22 protein-coding genes are annotated in these 23,307 nt (G+C 29.6%); 2 read left to right on the forward strand and 20 right to left on the reverse strand.

What is annotated here, in order from left to right:
- Positions 1-174 precede the first annotated feature (174 nt).
- The 11 genes from minE to M4I33_RS04865 form a co-directional block, all read right to left on the reverse strand.
- Entirely contained in the window at positions 175-447 is a 273-nt protein-coding gene (gene minE, locus M4I33_RS04815) for a cell division topological specificity factor MinE (RefSeq protein WP_257915749.1), read from the reverse strand.
- A 12-nt stretch (positions 448-459) separates the two neighbouring features.
- The gene (minD, locus tag M4I33_RS04820; protein WP_257915750.1) at positions 460-1,257 is read right to left on the reverse strand and encodes a septum site-determining protein MinD; all 798 of its coding nucleotides are present in this window, start codon (positions 1,255-1,257) and stop codon (positions 460-462) included.
- Positions 1,258-1,274: 17 nt separating this feature from the next.
- The gene (gene minC, locus M4I33_RS04825) at positions 1,275-1,913 is read right to left on the reverse strand and encodes a septum site-determining protein MinC (RefSeq protein WP_257915751.1); all 639 of its coding nucleotides are present in this window, start codon (positions 1,911-1,913) and stop codon (positions 1,275-1,277) included.
- Between the two features lie 300 nt (positions 1,914-2,213).
- Complete coding sequence (locus tag M4I33_RS04830; protein WP_257915752.1) at positions 2,214-5,267, reverse strand: penicillin-binding protein 2; 3,054 nt, start codon at positions 5,265-5,267, stop codon at positions 2,214-2,216.
- Positions 5,264-5,755, reverse strand: a complete 492-nt coding sequence (gene mreD, locus M4I33_RS04835) for a rod shape-determining protein MreD (protein WP_257915753.1) — start codon at positions 5,753-5,755, stop codon at positions 5,264-5,266. The genes M4I33_RS04830 and mreD overlap by 4 nt, the downstream gene beginning before the upstream one ends.
- A gap of 13 nt (positions 5,756-5,768) precedes the next feature.
- Positions 5,769-6,617 (reverse strand): rod shape-determining protein MreC, encoded by an 849-nt coding sequence (gene mreC / locus M4I33_RS04840; RefSeq protein ID WP_257915754.1) that lies wholly within the window; start codon positions 6,615-6,617, stop codon positions 5,769-5,771.
- Position 6,618: 1 nt separating this feature from the next.
- Positions 6,619-7,635, reverse strand: coding sequence for a rod shape-determining protein (locus M4I33_RS04845; RefSeq protein ID WP_194189596.1), 1,017 nt, complete (start codon positions 7,633-7,635; stop codon positions 6,619-6,621).
- 18 nt (positions 7,636-7,653) lie between these two features.
- Positions 7,654-8,340, reverse strand: a complete 687-nt coding sequence (gene radC / locus M4I33_RS04850) for a DNA repair protein RadC (RefSeq protein ID WP_257915755.1) — start codon at positions 8,338-8,340, stop codon at positions 7,654-7,656.
- A gap of 34 nt (positions 8,341-8,374) precedes the next feature.
- Positions 8,375-8,944, reverse strand: coding sequence for a Maf-like protein (locus M4I33_RS04855; RefSeq protein ID WP_257915756.1), 570 nt, complete (start codon positions 8,942-8,944; stop codon positions 8,375-8,377).
- A gap of 217 nt (positions 8,945-9,161) precedes the next feature.
- Positions 9,162-9,911: an SPOR domain-containing protein gene (locus M4I33_RS04860; protein ID WP_257915757.1), complete on the reverse strand. Its 750-nt coding sequence runs from the start codon at positions 9,909-9,911 to the stop codon at positions 9,162-9,164.
- A gap of 198 nt (positions 9,912-10,109) precedes the next feature.
- Positions 10,110-11,561, reverse strand: coding sequence for an aminoacyl-histidine dipeptidase (locus tag M4I33_RS04865; protein WP_257915758.1), 1,452 nt, complete (start codon positions 11,559-11,561; stop codon positions 10,110-10,112).
- Positions 11,562-11,733: 172 nt separating this feature from the next.
- Between M4I33_RS04865 and pyk the strand changes: the two genes are divergently transcribed.
- Complete coding sequence (gene pyk, locus M4I33_RS04870; protein WP_257915759.1) at positions 11,734-13,152, forward strand: pyruvate kinase; 1,419 nt, start codon at positions 11,734-11,736, stop codon at positions 13,150-13,152.
- 47 nt (positions 13,153-13,199) lie between these two features.
- Here the strand turns inward: pyk and M4I33_RS04875 are convergent, their stop codons facing one another.
- From M4I33_RS04875 to rpsA, 3 genes are all read right to left on the reverse strand, one after another.
- Complete coding sequence (locus M4I33_RS04875; RefSeq protein WP_257915760.1) at positions 13,200-13,559, reverse strand: hypothetical protein; 360 nt, start codon at positions 13,557-13,559, stop codon at positions 13,200-13,202.
- Positions 13,560-13,652: 93 nt separating this feature from the next.
- Complete coding sequence (locus M4I33_RS04880; RefSeq protein WP_257915761.1) at positions 13,653-14,261, reverse strand: class I SAM-dependent methyltransferase; 609 nt, start codon at positions 14,259-14,261, stop codon at positions 13,653-13,655.
- A gap of 69 nt (positions 14,262-14,330) precedes the next feature.
- Positions 14,331-15,509, reverse strand: coding sequence for a 30S ribosomal protein S1 (gene rpsA, locus M4I33_RS04885; RefSeq protein WP_257915762.1), 1,179 nt, complete (start codon positions 15,507-15,509; stop codon positions 14,331-14,333).
- 170 nt (positions 15,510-15,679) lie between these two features.
- Here rpsA and M4I33_RS04890 point away from each other — a divergent pair, with 170 nt between their 5' ends.
- Positions 15,680-16,231 carry a hypothetical protein gene (locus M4I33_RS04890; RefSeq protein WP_257915765.1) on the forward strand — a complete coding sequence of 184 codons (552 nt, stop codon included), beginning with the start codon at positions 15,680-15,682 and terminating at the stop codon, positions 16,229-16,231.
- 222 nt (positions 16,232-16,453) lie between these two features.
- Here the strand turns inward: M4I33_RS04890 and M4I33_RS04895 are convergent, their stop codons facing one another.
- The 6 genes from M4I33_RS04895 to M4I33_RS04920 form a co-directional block, all read right to left on the reverse strand.
- Positions 16,454-16,660, reverse strand: a complete 207-nt coding sequence (locus M4I33_RS04895) for a heavy-metal-associated domain-containing protein (RefSeq protein ID WP_257915766.1) — start codon at positions 16,658-16,660, stop codon at positions 16,454-16,456.
- A 32-nt stretch (positions 16,661-16,692) separates the two neighbouring features.
- Entirely contained in the window at positions 16,693-19,380 is a 2,688-nt protein-coding gene (locus tag M4I33_RS04900; RefSeq protein ID WP_257915767.1) for a heavy metal translocating P-type ATPase, read from the reverse strand.
- Positions 19,381-19,409: 29 nt separating this feature from the next.
- Positions 19,410-19,676 (reverse strand): metal-sensing transcriptional repressor, encoded by a 267-nt coding sequence (locus M4I33_RS04905; protein WP_257915768.1) that lies wholly within the window; start codon positions 19,674-19,676, stop codon positions 19,410-19,412.
- A 240-nt stretch (positions 19,677-19,916) separates the two neighbouring features.
- The gene (locus tag M4I33_RS04910; protein ID WP_194189583.1) at positions 19,917-20,333 is read right to left on the reverse strand and encodes a CBS domain-containing protein; all 417 of its coding nucleotides are present in this window, start codon (positions 20,331-20,333) and stop codon (positions 19,917-19,919) included.
- 29 nt (positions 20,334-20,362) lie between these two features.
- Positions 20,363-21,274 (reverse strand): 3'-5' exonuclease, encoded by a 912-nt coding sequence (locus tag M4I33_RS04915; RefSeq protein WP_257915769.1) that lies wholly within the window; start codon positions 21,272-21,274, stop codon positions 20,363-20,365.
- Positions 21,275-21,298: 24 nt separating this feature from the next.
- Complete coding sequence (locus M4I33_RS04920) at positions 21,299-23,110, reverse strand: DNA mismatch repair protein MutS (protein WP_308367239.1); 1,812 nt, start codon at positions 23,108-23,110, stop codon at positions 21,299-21,301.
- Positions 23,111-23,307: the final 197 nt, after the last annotated feature.

Raw genomic sequence — 23,307 nt, forward strand, 5'->3', positions numbered from 1 at the left:
GTCTAATTTTATTATATCAAACACTACTTATTATATATTATTATAGTTCCAATCTCTACATAAATTATTAAAGGAAATCAAAAATAAGAAATATTTAATAAATGCATTAAAAAGTATCGCAAAAGATAAAAAAGCTAAAAAATAAGGTTACCCTTAAATTTTTAGCTTTTTTAACTATTGACCTCTTATATTTCTAATTGGAATGTTTGCAACTAAAGAAGAGCTATTAGCACCTTCTTCTATCCCCTCTTTGCAAACTGATATCTCAACATCATCTTTTTGTATCTCTATGTATTTAGATAAAACCTCTAAAATTTCAACCCTTATTTTTTCTAAAGTTTCTTCAGGAATATCTCCTCTATCATGAATAAGTATAAACTTCAATCTGTCCTTTGCAACATCTTTCGGCTTTTGCTTTCCTCCACCAAAACTACTAAAGAATCCCATTACCACTGCCTCCTATTTACGCTTGAAAAGCTTCATTATAGATCCAAACAGACCTGTTTGCTCATCTTCTAAACTCATAAAAGGAACTTCTTCCCCTTCGATTCTCTTAGCTATATTTTTAAATGCTAATCCGGCTTTTGCACCTTCTTCTAAAACTATAGGTTCACCCTTATTAGTTGAAACTGTGATAGCTTTATCATCTGGAACTATACCAATTAACTTAACTGATAAAGTTTCTACTATATCAGTTGCACTTAGCATGTCTCCTCTTTCAACCATAGCATGATTTAATCTATTGATTATTAACTTATGATCTTCTAACCCTTTAGCATCTAATTTTCCGATAACTCTATCTGCATCTCTAACTGATGTTATCTCTGGATTTACAACAACTATTGCTCTATCAGCCCCAATTACTGAATTTTCAAATCCTTGCTCTATTCCAGCTGGTGAGTCTATTAAAACATAATCAAAATCTTCTTTTAAATCGTTAACTAATTTTAACATTTGATTTGCTTTTATATCATCTTTATCTTTAGTTTGCGCTGTAGGTAATAGACAAAGATTTGGGAATCTCTTATCTTTTATTAAAGCTTGCTTAAGTCTACATCTTCCTTCAATCGCATCTACTATTGTATAAACTATTCTATTTTCAAGGCCCATTAAAACATCTAAGTTTCTAAGACCTGTATCTCCATCTACAACAACTACTCTCTTACCTAAAGCTGCAAGTGCTGTTCCTATATTTGCTGTAGTTGTAGTTTTTCCTACTCCGCCTTTTCCTGATGTAATTACAATCGCTTCTCCCATTACTTTAAATCCCTCCACTAATAAATATATTTATTCGGTAAATACGGTTCTACAATTATCATACCATTTTTTATTTTCGCAACTTCTGGATACATAGGCTTCTCTGAATCTGGAGATAAAGCCATTTTATCACCTATCTTTAAGACTTCTGGCTGAAGGGAGAAAGCTGCAATTATTGCTTTGCTGTTTCCAGATATACCAGCGCTTACACTTCCTTTAACTGAACCTAAAACAATTATATTACCTGCTGCTGTAACTTCTGAGCCACTATTTATATCTCCGATTATAACAATGTTTCCATCGTAAGATATACATTGTCCACCTCTTACAGTTTTTCTTATAAATTTAGTTCTACCTTCATACACTCCAGAGAAGATTTTCATTTCCTTTTCTTCTTTAGCTTCATTTTCAGGTAATTCAACTGCACCAAATTCTAAATATTTAAGTAATACTTCTTGTAGTTCTTTTAAGCTTCTTTGACTTATACTAGTTATATCAAATATAAGCTTAATAGTTGATCCTTTATAAAAGGATTTACCTTTACTAAGTTTTTCTATTAACTCTGAAAGCATCTCATCGTATCCTGAGAATTTATTCATATTAATTTCAACATTTAGTCCATTTTTAGTTCCTTTTACTATAATCTTTTTGTCCATATATTGGTCCCTCCACCAATTCTATTAATCGTCTATCACAATTTATTTAAGATAAGTTAATATCCATCATCTTTTATTATTCTACAAAACCTATTAAAATCCTCTAAATTTAATTTTTTTACCACAATATTATACCATTAAAACCTTATGTTTAGTATGTTTCTATTAATTTTAATCAATTATTAAATCTTTTTCTTCCTAACCTTACATAATTTCTTATAATATTACAAAAATCAACTTTATATTTTTGTTTTATTTAATAAATAAAAAAATATAGCGAGATAAATCTCGCTATATTTTTTAGTCTTCTCCACCAGTATTAGTACCATTTATAAGATCTTTAACTGGATTAAAGTCATCTTTTTTGTCTTCTTTTTTCTTTTTATCTTTTTTATCCTTCGCTTCATCTTCTTGCTCTTTTTTAATACTAGCCTCTGAGTTATCTTTAGGTGCATCTTTTACGTACTTTTTAAATGAACCTGAAGATTCAGTGTAAGCTTTATGATTTTTAAGAAGCTCATCTTTAAAGTAAGCTTCAAAGGTTGCTTTAGCAACTGGTGCTGTAAAGCTCCCGTGACCTCCGTCATAGATAACTCCAACGAAAGCTATTTGAGGCTTATCAGCTGGTGCAAATGAAACATAAGTTGCAAAAGGTGCTCTCCCGTAACTTTTTTGAGTATTCGAGAAATCGGCTGTACCTGTTTTACCTGCTGTAGGTATAGGGAAATTACCAAATGTAGAGAACGCTGTACCTTGGTCCTGTTGGTTAGCTCTTTCCATACCTTTTTTTACAGTTTCTACATTTTGAGGGTCTAAGTTTAACTTTTCTAAAACTTCTGGGTCAAACTTTTTAACAACGTTACCTTCAGGGTCTGTCACACTGTCAACTAAATGAAGCTTATATCTAGTTCCACCGTTTGCAAGTGTTGCTATATAAGTTCCAAGTTGAAGCGGTGTAAATTGGTTTATACCTTGCCCGATTGCAGCATATACTAATTGAGCTGGACTTGTCATATCTGCTTTTTTAGAAAGAGTAAATTGAGCTATAACGTCTGAAACTAATTTCACTTGCTCATCAAAATCTACTTTTTTATTGTTATCTTTTTCGTATTTTTTTACGTTTTCTTTATAAACATCAGAGTTTTCCATAATATTTTTAACGAATGGAGTTATTTCTGCTCTAAATTCATCTTTAGAAGATTCTTTTTGCCCTGTACCTATAACTTGTAATCTATTTTTAATCTTTTCTTTTAATTGATTTTTTTGATTTTCTATATTTTCTGTATCATTTACGTTATAAGCGTAATCAAAAGGAACAAAATAAATAGGTGCTCCTTCTCCGTATTTACCTGAAGATAAAATATCGTTAAGTTCATAAGTAAATGAATTTATTATAGTTTGTTTCATAGTATCGAAGTTATAAGTTTGACCTAAAGTATTTTCTTCTATTTCAATACCGGTTGAAGGATTACCTTTACTGTTTGGGTCGTGCCCTAATCCGAACTTCCAAGCATATTTAGCTATAGTGTTTAAGGCGTTGATATCTGAACCTTCTTTTTTGTAAAGTCTATAAGCAGTTTCATACATATAGAAGTTACAAGAAACTTCTAGTGCCCTTTCTGCATCTATAGGTCCGTGAGAACCATGCCCATTTTCATAAATCCAACAGATAGGTGCAAACCCTTTACCAAAGGTTTCAGGGTGAATATTAAATATTCCTGTAGCATTTATCGTTTCACCAGGCTTAACTACGCCTTCTTGTAAACCTGCTATAGTAGTAAGAGGTTTAAATATAGAACCTGGAGGAACTAAACCTAAGGTTGCATAGTTATAAAAAGGCTTTGGATAAAGGTCGTATTTATCTTGTCTAAATCCTGTATTTGGATCTTTCGGGAATAAATCATCTACTGTTTTCTTTCCTTCTAAGCCTGTTCTTTTAATTAAATCTTTTCCAAACTTTTCTAAATCAGGTGCGAAATACTGTTCTGTTTCTTGTTTTGTAAGCTGCCCTGGAATTGCAAAAAGGTTTGGATCGAAATCTGGATAACTTGCCATCCCTAAAATAGCCCCAGTATTTACGTCTATAGCTAAAGCTCCACCTCTAGTAGAGTTTGGATACCTTTGACCTTTATTATCTGTACCAGATTCTCTTATGGTATTTATAGTATCTTTTAAAGATTCTTGCATAGCGTATTGAACGTCTTTATTAATAGTTAAATGAACATCATTCCCAGGATAAGATTGAAGTTTAAATAACTCTTCTGTAACCTTACCTTTAGAGTTAACTTTAACTGTTTTACCACCTTTAACTCCTCTAAGTTCATCTTCAAAAGAAGCTTCGATACCTGATTTACCTATAAGGTCAGTAGAAGCATCATATCCTCTTAATTCGTAACTATCTTTTAAAGAACTATCAATCGGTGATACGTAACCTAGTACTGCTGACCCTAACTTTTCGTAAGGGTAGTATCTTACAGGCTGCATAGCTACGTCTATACCTGGAAGTTCGTTAAGTTTTTGATACACAATAAATGAAGTGTCTTTGTCTATATTGTTTGCTATAGTTACTGATTTACTTCCTTTTATACTTTGTATCTTTATAGCGTCTTTAATAACCATATATGATCTTAATTCTTCTAAAGAATATTTTTGTAAAATCAAGTTAGTTATATCTTTTCCTGACATATCTTTGTATTTTGCCTTAGCTTCTTTTCCTTTTTCACCTTCTGCATTATAATCTTTATCTACAAGTGCAATAAGGTCGTAATTTTTAACTAATTGGTAAAATACATCTTCTGGAGTCATTTTTAAAAGTTCAGCGTTTACTTTAGCAGTTTCGTCTTCTGTAAAGTCACCGCTACTTTTTTTAGGATACATTTCTCTTTCAATAGGCTCATTTAATCCCCTATCTCTTAAGAATCTAATCTTTTCAAATTGCTGATTGTCTTGAGATGAGTTTTGGTAAGCAAAATAAAACTTCCCCTTATCATCTAACTTTAAAATACAATCATCTTGAAGCTCATCTTTGCTATCTTTAAGTATATTTATAACTTTAGTCATAGTATCATAAAACACAGCTTCTGATTCTTTTGTTTGAGTATATGTTAATGTGTAAATTTCTCTATTTGTAGCAAGTACGTTTCCTTTTGAATCTAGTATTTCACCTCTTGGTGCCTTTTCTGCCATAAATTTAGTTGCAGTTTCGTTTGCTCTATCTGTATAATAATCATTTTTATAAACTTGCAAATAAACAAGTCTAAATGCGATAGCTGAAAAGATTAAAATCATTACACCATAAAGGATAGAATATCTAGACATAGGTTTTCTTTTCTTTTTAGGCTTATTTACTATCATCTTATCCTCCACTTATCACTAACATTTTCACTATCTGCAAATTTAAATATAAATTTGTAAGTAATTGCAGCAATTACTGCATTATATATAGCAACGTATATTACGTTATATAGATACCCTGTGTGATCTAATAACATTAAACCGCTATAAATAGCTAAATGTTTTACTATTGTAGTAACAAAAACTACTGATACAGGTACTATAAGTCTTCTTTTAAAGATACCTCTACCAAAGTGTGCTACTATTAGGCATATTAACATGTTAGTTAAAGCATTTAATCCAAACCCATAAGAAAAATAAATGTCTTGTAATAGTCCACTAATAACTCCGACAAATACAGCCTCTTCTCTAGAACTTACTAAAGAAAAACATATTGCAAAAGTAAATAGTAAACTTGGGAATGCTGAATGAATCGCTAAAAACGGCATAACTGAATTATCAAGTATTAAAAGAAGGATTGAAATTAAAACTATAATTAATTTTTTCAAAATTCATCACCTCTTAATCATACTTTAAGTTACGTGTGTCTTTAGGAACTACTATATATAAATCTTCTAATTTATTAAAATCAACAGCTGGTTCTACTACTGCTGTTTTCATAACATTTACTTTGTCATCTTGAACTGATTTTACTTTACCTACCATAATGTTTTTAGGGTAAATTAATCCAAGCCCTGATGTCATTATAGTATCCCCTTCTTTAACAGCTGATGTTAAAGGTAAGTTTTCAACTTTTGCTTCAGCTTCGTTTGTTCCTTTTCTATAGCCTTTTAAGATACCAGTGTTTTCTTTAGTATCATTTACTTTAACAGCAACAGCTATATTTTCGTTAAGTATTGTTTTTATGATTGACCAGTTACTTACAACAGATGTTACTTGCCCTACTAATCCATCTGCAGCTATTACTACCATTCCAGTTTTTATTCCTGAATCTGATCCCTTATCTACTACATATCCGTCTAGCATATTGCCTCCGCTATAACCTATTATGTTAGTAGCTATATAGTTGTAGTTATTATTTTCTTGTTGGAACTTTAATGATTTTCTAAGATTATCGTTTTCTTCTTTTAAATTTGAGTATTTTAAAAGATCGTTTTTAAGCTTAGCATTTTCCGCAGTAAGATTCTTATTTTCTTCTTTTACAGTTCCAAAATTTAAACAAAGATCTACGAAATTCTTTAAATTTGAATTTATTGTATATGCAACTTTTTGAACTGGATTAAGTGCTGTTCCTGCAGCACTATCTACTACACCTTTATCAGGACTTTTAAATGAATAAACAATTATCCCTAAAAATGCAACTGACAGTACTATTACAGTAACTGCCAGTTTATTCTTACGAAGCTTCATATTATAATCTATCGTCCTTGCTTATCTTGTCAAAATCTTCTAAAGCCTTACCAGCTCCAAGAACAACACAATCAAGTGGTGATTCTGCTATGTGAACAGGCATATTAGTTTCTTTGTTTATTAAAATGTCAAGCCCTTTAAGCATTGCACCGCCACCTGCAAGCATAATTCCTTTTTCCATGATATCTGCTGCAAGTTCTGGTGGAGTTTTTTCTAATGTAGTTTTAATTGATTCAATTATTGCATATACAGGTTCTTTTAAAGCTTCTCTTATTTGCTCTTCAGTTATTTCTACTATCTTTGGAAGTCCTGTTATAAGATCTCTTCCTTTGATTTCCATAACTTTATTTTCTCCATCAACATCGTATGCTGATCCTATTTCAACTTTGATTTGTTCTGAAGTTCTTTCACCTATCATTAAGTTGAATTCTTTTTTAACGTAAGCTATTATTGATTGATCTAATTCATCTCCAGCTACTCTTAATGATTTTGAAGTAACTATTCCTCCAAGAGAAATAATAGCAACTTCTGTAGTACCTCCACCGATATCTACTATCATACTTCCTGTTGGTTCACTAACTGGAAGTCCTGCACCTATAGCTGCTGCCATTGGTTCTTCCATAAGAACAACCTCTCTAGCTCCAGCAAGCTTAGTAGCTTCCTCTATTGCTCTCTTTTCTACTTCTGTTACTCCTGATGGATAACATACTATTATTCTAGGTGCTTTAAATGCGCTCTTACTTGCACCTTTTTCGATTAATGATTTTATCATTGTGTGTGCTATATCAAAATCTGCTATAACTCCATCTCTTAGTGGTCTGATTGCAACTATGTTTCCAGGAGTTCTTCCTATCATCATTTTTGCCTCAGTTCCAACCGCTAACGGTTTTCTAGTTGTATTATTTATTGCAACAACTGATGGTTCTCTAAGAACTACACCTTTACCTTTTACAAATACTAAAGTATTTGCAGTTCCTAAATCTATTCCCATGTCTTTGCTAGTTCCGAAAAATCCCATTTTTCATTCCCCTTTCAGTTATAATATTCCTTGTTCTTTAAGACTAGTATAATTTGTTTTACTAATTATTATGTGGTCGATTAATCCGATTCCAAGTATGTCTCCACACTTTTTAATTCGGATAGTTGTTTTTTTGTCTTCATCGCTAGGAGTGGGATCCCCTGAAGGATGGTTGTGACAAATAATTATTGAAGCTGAATTATTTTTTATAGCTTCATTAAAGATTTCTCTAGGATATACTAATGAAGAATTTAATCCTCCTTTAAAAATATCTTTAATCTTTATAATTTCATTTTTAGTATTTAGACAAACAAGTCTAAGTACTTCTTGATTTAAAGTTCCCATTTCATCCTTAAATACATTAAATATATCTTTTGGACTGTTAACTCTTGAAACTTTATTTTTAGCTTTAGAGTAGCTAAATCTTTTAAAAAGTTCTCCAAGTGCTAAAATTTGAGATCCTTTAGCGCTTTTAACACCTTTAATTTTCATAACATCGTAAATTGAGGTATTTAAAATACCATCAATCCCATCAAGCTCTGATATTATTCTGTTACTTAAACTTAAGACATTTTCTCCTTTAACTCCCGTTCTTAAAATTATAGCTAAAAGTTCAGGGTTTGTAAGAGTCTCTGCCCCATATAAAAGCAATTTTTCTACAGGTCTTTCGTTTTTAGGCATATCATTAATTCTAAGATTATTCATCTAAACTCTCCTTAAGAATTATTATGCCCATCCCCTATTTTAATATCTCTTTTAACATTTTGCTAAGTCCATTTAAAGGTAAGCCTACTACGTTATAGTAACAACCGCTTATTCCTTCAACAAATACTGCTGCATTTCCTTGAATTCCGTAAGCTCCGGCTTTATCTAAGGGATCCTTAGATTCTATGTACTTTATAATGTCACTTTCATCGAGCTTTGAAAATTTTACTTCAGTAATAAAACTTTTAGTGATACTTTTTAAAGTGCGATTATTTAAAACTGTTACTCCTGTGTAAACTTTGTGAGTTTTACCACTAAGCATTTTCAGCATTTTAAATGCGTCTTCAGAATCTTTAGGTTTTAATAGTATTTCTTTTTCGTAAACGACTATTGTGTCTGCTGAAATTATAATACTATCAGGACTGACTTCTTTAGATACAGCTTCTCCCTTACCTTTTGAAAGTTCCTCTACATATTCTTTAGGGTCACCTTTATAGATAATAGAAGCTTCATCAAAGTCGCTAACCTTTATAATAAAATCTTCAACTATTCTTTTAAGTAATTCTTGTCGTCTTTCTGATCCAGATGCAAGTACTATCTTCACTTAATTTACCTCTTCTCTGATTAACACTTTTATCATATTATTACCAAAATTCGATTAATTTATGTCTTTTTTTTAGTAATTTATTGCACAATTTAAGGTGTAGTATAACATATTTAAACAATGCTAACTACACCTTCTACATTTTATCACTTTATCACAGCTATAACAAGTATCTTTAAGCCTTCACACAATATTTAATTTTTTTTTAAGAAATAAGCTATACTCTATGTTTTATTAATATTTTATATATATAATCTAATGATTTAGACGCTTCCTTTTTATCCAAATCCTTTGGTAATTTATTAATATATTCTTTTATTTCTAAAATATCCTTATTGTCGTTTTCTCCCTCTATTTCTTTTGTGAATTTTTTAAATTCTTCTATATTTATACTTTTTACATCTTTTTCTTCTAATTTATTTAAAATATCAGAGAATCCTTTAACAATTGTAAAAATTGCCACTTCATTTTTATCACTTTCTTTAAACTCACTTTTTATCCTAACATTTTCTATATCCTTATTTTTTAATTCTTCACATTTAGATTTTGAAGTTTCTTCATCATATATACCTGCAATTACTCTAAACTTATCGTTTTCTTTAGTTATAAATTTATTAAAGCTCTCAGGTATTTTATTTAATACAGATTCAGCTCCTTCTTTTTTACTATATAAACCGCATTGAATCATATATAAAGTTTTAGATTTATCTGCTTCATTATCTTTTCCATCACTTATAGTTCCATTTGTATCTTTCTTATCATCCTTTTTATCCCCATTTTCAGTTATTCCAGTGTTTTGTCCTTTATCACTATTTGTATACGCATCTCCAAAAATTAATGGTCTAAGAAGTGTACCAACTACTACTGCAAGGATTATACAAAGTGCACCTAAAAATAAGAAGCCAAAACTCCCTTTATTATTATTTCTATTTTTATTTCTTCTATAGTTATATCTTGTGTATCTCATTTTATAGACCCCCTTAAAATTAACATATTATAATTTATATATATTAGCTTTCTAAGTTAATTATTCTTAAGAAGGTTAAATTAAAATGAAAAAGAGCCTTCAAAAAGGTGGCTAATTCCCTTTAAGAAAGCTCTTTAAACTTCTAAATATTATATATCTAAAAGTTTAGATTATATATATAATTTTTTTACAAGCAAATTATTTAATGTTTTTTAATACTTCTAATAAGTATTCCCAAACATTTTGAACTGATTTTATACTCATATGTTCGTTTGGAGTGTGAACATCGTAAAGATTTGGTCCAAAACTTATCATATCTAAGTTTCCAAGTCTTTCGTTGAATAATCCACATTCTACTCCTGCATGAATTGCTACGATTTCTGGTTTTTTACCATTCATCTTTTCGTAAACATCTACGCAAAGCCCTCTGATTTTTGAATCACTATCGTACTCCCACTCTGGGTAGCTTGAAGTAACTATAAACTCTCCAGAAACTAACTCAGTAAGTGCTCTAGCTCTGTTTGTTATTTCATCTTTTAAGCTTTTAACTGAACTTCTAACAGCACTATCAAATACTACACTATCTTCTGTAGTTGTAACTACTCCAAGGTTAGTTGAACTTTCAACTAATCCATCCATTGACATACTCATACTATTTATTCCGTTAGGATATAAGTATAACACATCTATAACTTCAGATGTAGCTTTTAATGTAAAGTTTTCTGTAACATTTTTAGCTTCAGTAACTTCTAAAGTAACAGAAGGATCTGAAACTTTAAGTTCGTGCTTAAATATTCCTTCGAATTCTTTAATTAAAGCTTTTACATTTTCTAAATCTTCTTTTTTAACTGTAAATATTACATCAGCTTCTCTAGGGATAGCGTTATTTTTAGACCCACCCTCTAAATGAACTAATTTAATTTCGAATTTATCTTTTAATGCTTTTAATAGTCTACCCATTAATTTGTTTGAATTTCCACGACCTTTGTGGATTTCCATACCTGAGTGACCACCTTTAAGTCCTCTTATTTTTACTTCTAATGAAGCGTCTGAATCTTTTTTAGCTTCTTTTTCTACGTTAATAGTAGTTTGGATTCTTTCCCCTCCAGCACAGCTTACTAAAAGTTCTCCTTCAACTTCTGAGTCAAGATTTAAAAGAACTTCTCCATTAACGTGTTCACGAGTTAATGTCATAGCGCCTTTCATTCCTGTTTCTTCATCAGTTGTTAATAATAACTCTAGTGCAGGATGCATTATATTATCATCAGCTAAAATTGCCATTCCATAAGCCATAGCAATTCCATTATCTGCTCCTAAAGTAGTTCCTGTTGCGTAAACAAAGTCTCCATCGATTCTAAGCTTTAAAGGATCTTTTGTAAAATCGTGTTCTGTTCCTTTATTCTTTTCACAAACCATATCCATATGACCTTGGATTATAACTGTAGGTGCATTTTCATACCCCTTACTTGCTGGCTTTTTAATAATTACGTTTAAAGCCTCATCTTGGTAAGTTTCTAATCCTAATGATTTACCAAAAGAAACTAAGTAATCACTAATTCTTTTTTCGTCTCCTGATCCTCTTGGAATTTTGCTAATCTCTTCAAAGTATTTAAATACTAAAGAAGGTTGTAATTCTGTTAAAATTTCCATTTTATATCATCCTTCCCTCTAAGTTGTGTTAAAATTATAATGTAATTATTTTTAGTATATCACATTCTTATAACTTATATGAAATTGTTATTAAATTTTAACTTTAGTTTAAGAATAATTTGCACATAATAAACAAGAGTGATATATTAAAAAATTTTAGAGAGGTGATATTATGCAAAAAACAAAAATGATATTTACCATTGGACCTGCGAGTGACAATGCTGATGTCTTAAGAGAATTTATTAAAATTGGGATGAGTGCTGCAAGACTAAACTTTTCACACGGTACACACGAATCTCACAAAGAAAAAATTGACCTTATAAAAAAATTAAGAGAAGAAGAAAAAACTTCAACTGCAATAGTTCTTGATATAAAAGGACCTAAAATCAGAACTCACAACTTCATAAATGATGGAGTTGACTTAACTGAAGGACAAAACTTTGCTTTTGTGTGCGGTGAAGAGATTTTAGGAGATAATAATAGATGTTCAATAACTTATAACGATTTATATAAAGACGTTAAACCAAAAGGAACTATATTAGTTGATGATGGTTTATTATCTTTTGAAATTTTAAACGTTAGCGGAAAAACTATAAACTGCAAAGCTTTAGTTTCAGGTACTATTAAAAACCACAAGGGAGTTAACGTTCCAAACGTTTCTATAAACCTTCCTTCAATAACTGAAAAAGATAAAGAAGATATAATCTTCGGGTGCCAAAACGGCGTAGATTTTATAGCTGCATCATTTATAAGAAAAGCATCAGACATATTAGATGTAAGAAATATTCTTAAAGATAATGGTGGAGAACATATTAAAATAATAGCTAAAATCGAAAACCACGAAGGTGTAAATAATATAGATGAAATAATAGATGTAACTGATGGAGTTATGGTAGCTAGAGGAGATATGGGAGTTGAAATTCCTATAGAGCAAGTTCCTATAATTCAAAAAAATATAATAAGAAAATGTAATGCAAAAGGTAAAATAGTAATAACAGCAACTCAAATGTTAGATTCTATGATAAGAAACCCACTTCCAACTCGTGCAGAAGCTTGTGATATCTGTAATGCAATTTTTGATGGAACTGATGGAATAATGTTATCTGGAGAAAGTGCATCAGGTAACTTCCCTATAGAAGCTGCAAAAACTATGGCAAAGATAGCTAAAGAAACAGAAGCTAACTTAGATTACACTCATTTAAAAAATAGCCACATAGAACCAGGTTCTATGGCTTATGCAGATGCAATTAGCTACTCAACTTGCAGAACTTCTGCAATAGTAGGTGCTGAAGCTATAGTAGCTGCAACTAAAAGTGGTGCAACAGCAAGACTTATTTCAAAATACAGACCTAAAGCACCAATAATTGCAATAACTCCATACGAGGAAGTTATGAGAGGTCTTGCTTTAAACTTTGGAGTATTCCCTGCAAAATGTGATATGTTTAATTCGACTGATGAAATTTTATCAGAAGCTAAAAAAATAGCCAGCAAATTCCCATTTGTAAATAAAGGTGATGAAATAATAGTAGCAGCTGGTATGCCAACTACACACGTAGGCGGAACTAACATGCTTAAAATAGAAAGAATTTAATAAAAAACAAAGGCTATAGCAAAAGCTATAGCCTTATTTTTATGTTTTTAGTAAACTCTTAATCTTTCTCCTACTATTCCTTTAAAGTCTGAAGCTACAGCTTCACCTTCATAGCTTAAATTAGCTCCACCTTGATAATAAGCTACAGAGTAATTTTTACCAGTATTGCATGCTGCACAAGAATCAAAAGGATATGTAATAAGAACTCTTGCAGATTCATTTTGAACTTTAGGGTCTTGTGTATCTACTATAGTACAAGCTGAAGTATAAGAACCGCAGCCGCTAACATATACCCCACTATGTGATACAGCACCTGTTTTTGATTTTAATTCTTTTGCATTTGAAACTACAGGAATACTTATAACTAATGCTAATAAACTTATGCTAATAATCTTACTAAATTTCATAAGGTCATCTCCTTTAAATTTATTAATAATTTATTTTCATAACCTTATTATTAGTTTAATTTAAGCTTTTATACATTATTAGTAAGTAGATAATTAAATTTCAAATGATATAATAAATAAAGTGTATTTAACTTTTCCTAGACTGTTTGTTTTTATTCCATTATAAAAATCATAACTTTCTATATTTTTAAATCCTGAGTCTTTAATTATTTCTTTTAAAGACTTAACATTAAATCCATCGTGTCCTTTAAACTCTTTTTCATCTGCGTGAAATTCCCCATTATCATTTACAAAATCGACTATACAAACCTTGCCATTTATATTTAAAAGATTTTTTATCTTCAAAAACATTAATTTAATATCATCTATATGATGCAAAACTAATGATGAAAATATAAAATCATATTTTTTAAAATCTTTTAAATCTTCTATGCTACAATTTATAGGATTTATGTTTTTTATTCCTTTTGAGTTTATCTTTTCTCTTAAAACCTCTATCATTTCTTTTGAATTATCAATCAAATCTAATTCTTTAAAACTATCACTTAAGTTTAATGAAACAAGTCCAGTTCCGCACCCTATCTCTAATGCGACTTTATCCTTTTTAGAATCTAAAAACTTAGATATCTCAGACGCTACTATACTTCCTCTTTTTTCTCTATAATCTGTATCCCAAACTTTAGCTACTTTATCAAAATCCATAATTTTGCCCCCTCTATATTTAAAAAGGATGCTTTACTACTTATAGTAAAACATCCTTTTTTGTTTTTATTACTTAAACATATCTTTTAGATTTCCAAATACTTCTCCTAAAGTAACATCATCTTCGTTATTTAAGAACTCTTGGTATTCTTTGCTCTTTTCTGTAGCTTCTTTTATGCTAAGTGATAATTTTCTATCTTCTTTATTTATATCTAAAACTTTAACTTTAACTTTTTGTCCTACATTTAAAACCTCTTCTGGTTTTGCAATGTTTTCATCAGTTATTTCTGATAAGTGAACTAATCCTTGAATTCCAGGGAAAACTTCAACAAAAGCTCCAAACGCTTTAAGTTTTACAACTTTACCATCTAAAACATCACCTGATTTAATTGAATCACCGTGTAATGTCCAAGGCTCATTTGATTTTTCTTTTAAAACTAATGAAATTCTGTTTGCATCTCTATCAACTGAAGCTACTAAAACTTCAACTTCATCTCCAGTCTTAACGATATCTTCAACTCTCTTAACTCTTTCCCAAGCTAAATCGTTTATGTGAACTAACCCTTGAACTCCACCGATATCTACGAAAGCTCCAAATTTAGTAGTGTTTTTAACTACACCTTTTCTTTTTTCACCTTCTACTAATGAATTCCAGATTTCTTCTTGTTCTTTTTGGAATATTTCTTCTTCTATAGCTTTTCTTGAACCTACGATTTTATTATTTTTGAAATCTAATTCAGTTATTCTAACTTCTAAGTCTTTTCCTACAAAGTCTTTAAACTTAACTTTTTCTCTACTTAGTAAAGAACCTGGGATAAATACTCTTACTTTTCCAAAGTAAGCAGCAACTCCACCTTTAATTTCATCTTTAACTTCTACAGTTAAGTTAGTTCCATTTTTGAAAGCTTCAGATACTTTTTCTTTATCCTTTTTTAATTCTTCATTAAATTTAGCTCTCTCTTCTTTTTCAACAACTCTTCTTCTTGAAAGTAATACATAACCTTCTCCGTCGTTAGGTGATAAAACTAATACATTTATCTTATCTCCTTCTTTAACTACATCTAGAGGGTTTACTTCATCTTTAGTTAATTCTCCTCTAGTTATAACTCCATCAAAAGCATAATTTATATTAACTTTAACTTCTTTTTCATTGACATCTATTACAGTACCTTCTATAACATCGCCCCTGCTTATTGTTTTCACATCATAAGCATCTAATAATTGACTCATTGAGTTTTCATTTGTCATTTAATATCACTCCTTAAATCGTTTTAATCACAATATTAATTTTAATCTAATATGTTTATTTATACAAGGCATTATATAGATTATTACAATAATCCTTTTATTTGTATAAACCTTTACTGTCTTTATTCATATATTATAAATATAAAATCAAGACGTGGAGGTTATAACATTTGAAGATATTAGACTCCTTACTTAAAAGTGGATCTAAGAAATATTTTTTAGAATTATCTAATCTAAGTGATGAATTAGATGAAATCTCATTAAAAGCTTCTTTTATTTTTTCAAAAATAGATAAAATAGATACGAATATAGTAGAGACTATTGAAAAATATAAAAATTCAAGAATTAAGATTGATTTAGCCTTTAATAAAAATAATACACTTTTAGCTAAAAAAGCTTTTAAAAATTGGCTGATTATAGATAGACAAATAGACTTTTATAGAGATTTAAGTTCAGTTTCAAAGACCCACAAAAAATTTATAACAGAAAAACTTCACCTTCTTCAAGAACTATTAGATAAGTCCTATAATTCATACCATAAAAATGAAATAACCGAGGTTAAATCAAATATTAAAGAATTTAATAAACTTCAAAATGAATTGTTTAAATATATAAAAACTGTTGAGGATTCATTAAAATCCTCACCTCCAAATTCAATAGATACTTCCCTAGATTTAGAAATCGCATTTTATGATTATATAAAAGACTTAGAAAAGGAATAAACTTTATTTAAAATGCAAAAGCTTTATCTGTAGACTTGTATTACAGAGGTGATTTTATGGCTAAAAAAGATCAAAGAAGCTCTTGGGAAAGTAACCGTTTTGTACCTCCTAAGAAAAATAAGGAAATTCCAGTTCCTGAAATTCAAGGAAAAGATAAAAACTAAATATTTAGCTAAAGTTATTTTTAAAAAAGATGCTGCAACAATTGCAGCATCTTTTTTTCTATTCCTCTATTATATTTAAAACATCGAAGCCAATATCTTCAATTGCATCTTTTACTTCTTCTTTTGATGCATCTCCTGTAACTTCTGCCTTGCCAACTTCTACGCTATAACTTTTAACGCCTTTTAAATTTTCTAAAGCATTCTCTACACCTTTTACGCAGTGCATACAACTCATACCTTCAATATTTACTATCATTTTTGACATAAAAATCCACTCCTTTTTTTAAAGTATTTTATTTAAAATTTTGGTTTAAATCTTTTTAATCTAAGTGCATTTAATAAAACTGAAACTGAACTTAAACTCATAGCAAAAGCACCAATCATAGGATTTAATAAAGGACCTCCAAAGATATATAATATTCCCATAGCAACTGGAATTCCTAAAACATTATATCCAAATGCCCATCCTAAATTTTCTTTTATATTTCTAATAGTAGCTCTACTTAGTTGAATTGCAGAAACAACATCTAAAATATCACTTCTCATTAAAACTATATCAGCAGATTCTATAGCAACATCAGTTCCTGAACCTATAGCTATACCGATTTCTGCTGTTGCAAGTGCCGGTGCATCGTTTATTCCATCACCAACCATAGCTACTTTTTTCCCTTCGTTTTGGATTTCTTTTATAACATTTGCCTTACCTTCTGGTAATACATCTGATACAACTCTATCTATACCTACAGTTTTAGCTATAGCCTTTGCTGTTTTTTCGTTATCACCTGTAAGCATAACCACTTCTATCCCCATATCATGAAGAGCTTTTATAGCCTTTTTACTATTTTTCTTAACTGGATCTGATACAGCTATAATCCCAGCTAATTTATTATCTACAGCTGCATACATAGGAGTTTTTCCAAGTATAGCTAAACTATGCGCCGAATCTTCTAAATCTTTTATAGATACTTTGTATCTTTCCATTATTTTTTTATTTCCAACAATAACACTTTTACCTTCGATTATTGTTACTATTCCTTCTCCAGGTATTGAATCAAACTTTTCAATGTTTGGTAAGATAATTTTTCTTATTTCTGTTGCTTCTTTTACTATAGCTTCACCTAATGGGTGTTCAGATCCCTTTTCAGAAGCTCCTACAAGCCTTAATATTTCATCTTCTGTAATTCCATTTGTTATTATATCTGTAACTTTTGGTTTACCTTCTGTTATAGTTCCTGTTTTATCAAATACTACAGTATTAATTTTATGTGCCTCTTCAAGTGAAGCACCACTTTTTATTAATACTCCATTTTCAGCTCCCTTACCTGTACTTACCATTATAGCTGTAGGAGTTGCAAGACCTAAAGCGCAAGGACATGCTATTACTAAAACTGATATTAGTATATTTAAAGAGAACTCTAAATCTTTATGTCCTATAAAGTACCAAGAAAGTGCTGATATAATTGCTATACCAATTACTACAGGTACAAAATATCCTGAGATAACATCTGCAAGTTTTGCTATAGGTGCTTTAGTTCCTTGTGCATCTTCAACTAAATGTATTATTTGAGAAAGAACTGTATCTTTTCCAACCTTAGTTGCTTTGTATTTAAACATTCCATGTTTATTTATACTTGCCCCAACTACAGTGTTTCCTACTGTTTTTGTTACTGGCATACTTTCACCTGTAAGCATAGATTCATCAACTGTAGTGTTACCTTCTACAATAACCCCATCTACAGGTAGCTTTTCACCAGGTTTAACTAAAATTATATCTGATACTCTAACATCATCTACATTAATAACTTTTTCTTTTCCATCTATAATAACTGTCGCAGTCTTTGGCGCAAGGTTCATAAGTTTACCCATAGCATCTGAAGTTTTACCTTTAGTTATAGCTTCAAGATATTTACCAAGACTTATAAACGCAACAATCATACCTGCTGCTTCAAAGTATAAATGGTGTGCAAAATGAACTTCGCCTTCACCGATCTTTATAAGTGCATATATACCATAAATCCAAGCTGCTGTACTTCCAAGTGCAACTAAACTATCCATATTAGGACTTAAATTAAATAAATTCTTAAATCCGTGTATAAAAAACTCTCTTCCAACTATTATTACGGCTGTTGCTAATATAAGTTGTATAAATGCATAATTAAAAGGATTCGTATCTGGACTTATAATATTTGGTACATTTATCCCTATCATAGGTCCCATAGAAATGCAGATTAAAGGAATTGCAAATATAAATGACCAGATCATTCTAGTTTTTGTAGATTTAACTTTCTCTTTAACTCTGTTTGCATCTTCATTTTTGTCTTTATACTTAATTTCTTCTGCTGAAAATCCTATTCCTTTTACTTTATCTTCTATATCTTTAATTGATACATCTCTAGAATTATATTTTAAAGACATTTCCTCTGTAGCTAAATTTACTACTACATCTTTTACGCCTTGCATCTTACTTACTACTTTTTCTATTCTTGCCTGACAAGAAGCACAAGTCATTCCTTTTATTTTAAAGTTTATTTTAACGAAACCATCATTCTCTTCTCTTATTTCTTTAAGACCAAATCCTATACCTTTAACTTTATCTTCTAACTCTTTAGCTTTTACTAGATTTTCATCATAAGTTATAGTTGCTTTTTCTGTAGCTAAATTTACTACTGCACTGTCTACACCTTGTATTTTATTCAAAACTTTTTCTACTCTAGCTTGACAAGACGCACAAGTCATTCCAGTAACTTCAAAGCTTTCAGTCTTAATATCTTTATCATCTATAAGACTTGCACCATAACCGATTTGTTTTACTTTTGCTATTATATCTTTAGGTGAAATAGCATTTTCATTAAATTCAACTACCATTTTTTCTGTAGCTAAATTTACGATAGCTCTTTCTACACCATCCATATTAGATACAACTTTTTCTATCCTACTTGCACAAGAAGCACAAGTCATATTTTCTATATTAAATTTTCTCTTCATCTTTACCTCCTCCTTTAGTATTTGAAGTTCTACTTTTCTATAAGTTTATTTAAAATTGTAATAACTTCTTCTACCTTAGCATCCTTCTCTCCTGAGTCTAAAGCCTCTCTTACGCAGCTATGCATATGCTGAGTTAAGACGTGTTTGTTAGCTTTTTTAAGCAATCCTTGTGCTGCTATTATTTGATTTGATACATCAACACAATATCTTCCTTCCTCAAGCATTTTAATAATTCCATCTATTTGTCCTCTGCAAGTTTTTAAAGCTTGCACTGCTTTCTTTTTATCTTCGTTCATCTTACATCCTCCTTACCCCCCTCCCCTGGGGGGTGTGTTATGTTTTTATAATACTTTGAATGATATTTATTGTCAACTACTTTTTTATTTATTAACTTAAAATATTTAATATTTACAAATAATTTTATCTACTCTTTTAATCTATAGTCCTTTATTTAAAGCCGATTTAAAGCTTTATAGTTATTTTTTTATTTCCTGCAAAAAAAGATGCCTAAATTTGAATTTAGACATCTTTTAGAATTAAACTATTTTTTCATTTTTCATTTCTTTATAACAATAATTTATAATATCACTTCTTTTTATTATCCCTATAAATATACCTTCATCATCGACTACAGGTACAAAATTCTGATTAACTGCAAGTGATATTAAACTTTCTATGTTTGCATTAATAGATACACTTTTATGTGCTCTTCTTGTTTTTATATCTTTTACTTTAACACTTTCAGTGTTTTTAAAATTTAACTCTGGAGTGTTTTTAAGTTTCCAAAGTAAGTCCCCTTCTGTTAAAGTGCCTACATATCTTCCATGCTTGTCTAATAAAGGAATGGCCGTATAGCCATGGTGCTCCATTCTCTCCATAACTTGTCTCATTGTAGATTCTAAATTCTCACACACCACTTCATTTTTTGGTGTAAGAAAAAATGCAATATTCATATTTATCCCTATCCTTTATATAAATTTTTCTATACTTTTAATTTATAGAAATATTTTTCTAACCTATAACTGTAGTCAGAATATTCCCACTCATTTATACTACTACCTATTTCTCTATATATTATATCGCCAATTAGTGTCTTTTTGATGACAATTTCATTTAAAATTCTAGAATTACACTTAGAACATTTTCCAACTGAAATATATCTCCACCTTAAAGGCATATAATCACTTTCTAAAACTAGATTTCCTTTACACTTAGGACAAATTGACTTAACTTTTTTTCTATCTAGATTAACATTTCTAAGATCTTTAATTATTATAGCTGGCATATTGTATATATCATTTACTATATAATTTTTTAAAATCCTAAAGTTATATATACTTTTAAAAACTGAAACAGTATAAAAAGCATCATTTAAAGCATCATGAAGTTTATCTTCATCAATTTTTATTTTAAGCATAGATAAAGCTGATCTTAAACTTAAAGATTTTTTAGAACCTAAAACATTTGTTGCGTATTCTTGAAGGTCTATATATCTGTCTATCCATTTTAAATCACTATACTTATGATAATGAGAGTTTGTTATAATCTCGATAATATCATCTTTAGCCCAAGAGCAGATTATATATCCTTTTGAAAACTCTTTTAATTTTTCCATTCCTTCTATAAAGCTAACTCCACTTTCTAAATCCTTTTCTTTGATATTTGTCATATCTTCTATCTCTGGATTTAAAATTGGAAAGATTGATGGCTTTATATAAAGCTTAAATTTATCTTCAATCTTCATATATTTATCAACCTTTATAGCTCCAATTTCAATTATTTCGTTGTCAACTTCAGGATTTTTTAATTCTTTATATTTATCATAAAAATTATTGTAATGCTTACTTATATTTTGAAGATTATTAAACTCCAAATCTATTATCACATATCCCATTTTCCCCACTCATTCCCCTTTAGTTTAAAATTTAATTCCAGCTAGCTTCATAAGGTGAATAGCGTTTTGAGTAGTGCTTCTTCCCTTTCTAAGCTTATAATCAAATTTTATTTTATTATCTTCATAATATTCTCTAAAGTTATAATTCTCAATTCTTTTATCTTCTTTTTCTAAATCACAAAGTTCAAAATCATGAGTTGATACTATCCCTCTAGCATCGCCTTTCATAAGCTGTGCTATAAGTTCTTTAGCACCTGTATGTCTATCCTCTGAATTTGTTCCTTTAAATATTTCATCTAATAAGAAAAATACATCTTCTCCCTTTTCAGTCTTTTCTATTAGAAGTTTTATTCTAAGAATTTCTGCGTAGAAAGATGAAATACTTTCTTCTAAGTTGTCTTTAGTTCTCATACAAGTACTAACATTAAATCTTCCGCATTTAAATTCTTTTGCAAAAACTGGTGCTCCAATATAAGATAATACAAGATTTAAACCTATAGTTCTTAAAAAAGTACTTTTCCCAGACATATTAGAACCAGTAATTAAAGTTACCATTTTACCATTCTCTAATGAGTAATCATTTCTAACTGCTCTGTTTCCTATTAAAGGATGCCCTACTTCTTTAGCTACAACTACCTTCTCTTTTACAATCTCTGGGAAAACCCAAGTTTCGTTATCAAAATGCAAATTAGATATACTTGAAAGTGCATCTATTTCACTAACTGCTGATAGCCACTCTTCAAGGTGTTTACCATTTTTTTCTTTCCAAGCTTCTAAGTTTTCTATAATAAAAACATCTAGGAAAAATAATATATTTAAAACCAAGTAAAAAGCATTACTAGTACTGTCTCCAACCCATTCTGAAAGACTAGCTAATGATTTCATCTCATATCTTGCAGATATTTTAGAATTAGTTTTTAATTTATCTTTTATATTTCTTATATAAGAAGATTCAAAATCTTCCTCTTCTATTAAACTAACGGCATCTGCATATATTTTTATAGTATTTTTTAAATCTTTAAAAACAACAAGTTCTTCTTTTTTCTTTTTAGTTAAAGCTGTAACTACTCCATAGTCGATTATTAAAACTAAAATCAAATAAGTTAAAGGAATTATCGAAGTAATTGATGCTATAATGCTTAAAGCATTAAATGCAATCATTAAATATGCTATAATTTTACTTAGCTTATTTCTTTTAACTTCACTTTTGGAAAAATCTTTAAGTGCCTCTATTTCATTTATTTCTTTTTTTGTGTTTTTGAAATTATAAATACCGTTTACTCTAAGGTTTTGTCTCCAAGTAGCCTTTTCGCTAAGTTCTTTTATCCCTTTGCTCTTTTCTTTTAACTCTTCTATCTCTTTGAAATTTTCTAAAGTTAATTCTTTTGAAAGTCTGTCTCTACCACCTTTTGTAGTAGTATCATTTATTAATGCAAATAATGAATTTTTCCCAAAGATATCTAAATCAGATGAAAAGGCATGAGTGTCATCTATATAATCACTTCCATTATCTACGACGTTTTTAAACTCACCGTTAACTCTATCTATTCCTCTTTTATTTATATCTATAAATATATTATGTTTTCTTTTTTTATTCATAAGCTTTGTATGATATAAAACTACTGAAGCTAAAATACCTATTATAATAACTTCACTAATTACTAAAAGCGTTACATTGTTAGAATTAAAAAATTTATAGCCAAAGTATAACATCCCTATAACTATTAAAAGTCTAACCCAACCTATTAAACTAATTTTTTTATCTAATTCTTTTATATCGTTCTTTGCTTTTTCTATGTTTTTTGTGTAAAATTCTAAAGCCTTAATAAAAAGCACCTCCTAACCATATTATGTAATTATTATATCATAAAACCCTTATTTTCATTATGGTTTTAATGTAATATAACTCAAAATTAATCCTTTTTATGATTTCTTAAGTATTGTATTAAGATTTTAGTTTATATATTTTTTTAATGTATAAACTAAATAAAAACTCAGAAACGGATTAACCTATCCTTTTCTGAGTCTTAGTT

Origin of the sequence: Clostridium sp. LY3-2, assembly GCF_024705715.1 — a bacterium.
GTDB lineage: Bacteria > Bacillota > Clostridia > Clostridiales > Clostridiaceae > Clostridium.

Excerpts from the sequence above, each read along its gene's own strand:
- minE (WP_257915749.1), bottom strand. The coding sequence starts at position 447 with ATGGGATTCTTTAGTAGTTTTGGTGGAGGAAAGCAAAAGCCGAAAGAT.
- M4I33_RS04905 (WP_257915768.1), bottom strand. The coding sequence starts at position 19,676 with ATGAACGAAGATAAAAAGAAAGCAGTGCAAGCTTTAAAAACTTGCAGA.
- M4I33_RS04880 (WP_257915761.1), bottom strand. The coding sequence starts at position 14,261 with ATGGATTTTGATAAAGTAGCTAAAGTTTGGGATACAGATTATAGAGAA.
- pyk (WP_257915759.1), top strand. The coding sequence starts at position 11,734 with ATGCAAAAAACAAAAATGATATTTACCATTGGACCTGCGAGTGACAAT.
- M4I33_RS04910 (WP_194189583.1), bottom strand. The coding sequence starts at position 20,333 with ATGAATATTGCATTTTTTCTTACACCAAAAAATGAAGTGGTGTGTGAG.
- M4I33_RS04915 (WP_257915769.1), bottom strand. The coding sequence starts at position 21,274 with ATGGGATATGTGATAATAGATTTGGAGTTTAATAATCTTCAAAATATA.
- M4I33_RS04895 (WP_257915766.1), bottom strand. The coding sequence starts at position 16,660 with ATGTCAAAAATGATAGTAAATATTGAAGGTATGAGTTGTATGCACTGC.
- M4I33_RS04875 (WP_257915760.1), bottom strand. The coding sequence starts at position 13,559 with ATGAAATTTAGTAAGATTATTAGCATAAGTTTATTAGCATTAGTTATA.
- M4I33_RS04845 (WP_194189596.1), bottom strand. The coding sequence starts at position 7,635 with ATGGGATTTTTCGGAACTAGCAAAGACATGGGAATAGATTTAGGAACT.
- M4I33_RS04860 (WP_257915757.1), bottom strand. The coding sequence starts at position 9,911 with ATGAGATACACAAGATATAACTATAGAAGAAATAAAAATAGAAATAAT.
- mreC (WP_257915754.1), bottom strand. The coding sequence starts at position 6,617 with ATGAAGCTTCGTAAGAATAAACTGGCAGTTACTGTAATAGTACTGTCA.
- radC (WP_257915755.1), bottom strand. The coding sequence starts at position 8,340 with ATGAATAATCTTAGAATTAATGATATGCCTAAAAACGAAAGACCTGTA.
- minC (WP_257915751.1), bottom strand. The coding sequence starts at position 1,913 with ATGGACAAAAAGATTATAGTAAAAGGAACTAAAAATGGACTAAATGTT.
- minD (WP_257915750.1), bottom strand. The coding sequence starts at position 1,257 with ATGGGAGAAGCGATTGTAATTACATCAGGAAAAGGCGGAGTAGGAAAA.
- M4I33_RS04900 (WP_257915767.1), bottom strand. The coding sequence starts at position 19,380 with ATGAAGAGAAAATTTAATATAGAAAATATGACTTGTGCTTCTTGTGCA.
- M4I33_RS04830 (WP_257915752.1), bottom strand. The coding sequence starts at position 5,267 with ATGATAGTAAATAAGCCTAAAAAGAAAAGAAAACCTATGTCTAGATAT.
- M4I33_RS04865 (WP_257915758.1), bottom strand. The coding sequence starts at position 11,561 with ATGGAAATTTTAACAGAATTACAACCTTCTTTAGTATTTAAATACTTT.
- rpsA (WP_257915762.1), bottom strand. The coding sequence starts at position 15,509 with ATGACAAATGAAAACTCAATGAGTCAATTATTAGATGCTTATGATGTG.